Genomic DNA, 611 nt, shown 5'->3' with positions numbered 1-611 from the left:
ACTTCTGCGCCAGCAACCGCGCTGCCGTCATCTTCGGTAAAGTCATTGCTGGTTAGAATGGTGATTTCTGGAGCATCATTCACGGTCGCAACACTTGGATCAACGCTTACTGCATCACCATCAACCGTGCCATCGCTTGGCGTTAAGGTGAACGCTGGTAATTCTTCGCCACTATTGACTAAGTCAGCACCGGCTTGGGTTAATACCACTGAGCCGTCTACTAAGGCATAGTTTACTGTGTCGCTTAGCGTAACCGTCACCTCATCGCCATCTTCATCGAAGGTCTCGAAAGTCGCCACTTCTGCGCCAGCAACGGCGCTGCCGTCATCTTCGGTAAAGTCATTGCTGGTTAGAATGGTGATTTCTGGTGCATCATTTACGGTCGCAACACTTGGATCAACGCTTACTGCATCGCCATCAACCGTGCCGTCGTTTGGCGTTAAGGTGAAAGCAGGTAATTCTTCGCCACTGTTCACTAAGTCAGCACCGGCTTCAGTGAGGACAACCGTACCATCTACCATTTCGTAGTTAACGGTATCGCTTAAGGTGACTGTCACTTCATCGCCATCTTCATCGAAGGTCTCAAAGGTCGCCACTTCTGCGCCAGCAAC

At 50.7% G+C, this 611-nt stretch carries 1 protein-coding gene; it reads right to left on the bottom strand.

Annotated elements, in window-relative coordinates:
• Window positions 1–611, bottom strand: a 611-nt coding sequence (locus OW492_RS16950) for a hypothetical protein (RefSeq protein WP_290041711.1), incomplete at both ends; no start/stop codon positions are given.

The sequence above is a fragment of the Psychromonas sp. 14N.309.X.WAT.B.A12 genome, assembly GCF_030397575.1.
Lineage (GTDB): Bacteria > Pseudomonadota > Gammaproteobacteria > Enterobacterales > Psychromonadaceae > Psychromonas.
The sequence above is the reverse complement of the archived record's forward strand: the minus strand, read 5'-3'. Positions and strand labels throughout refer to the sequence as shown.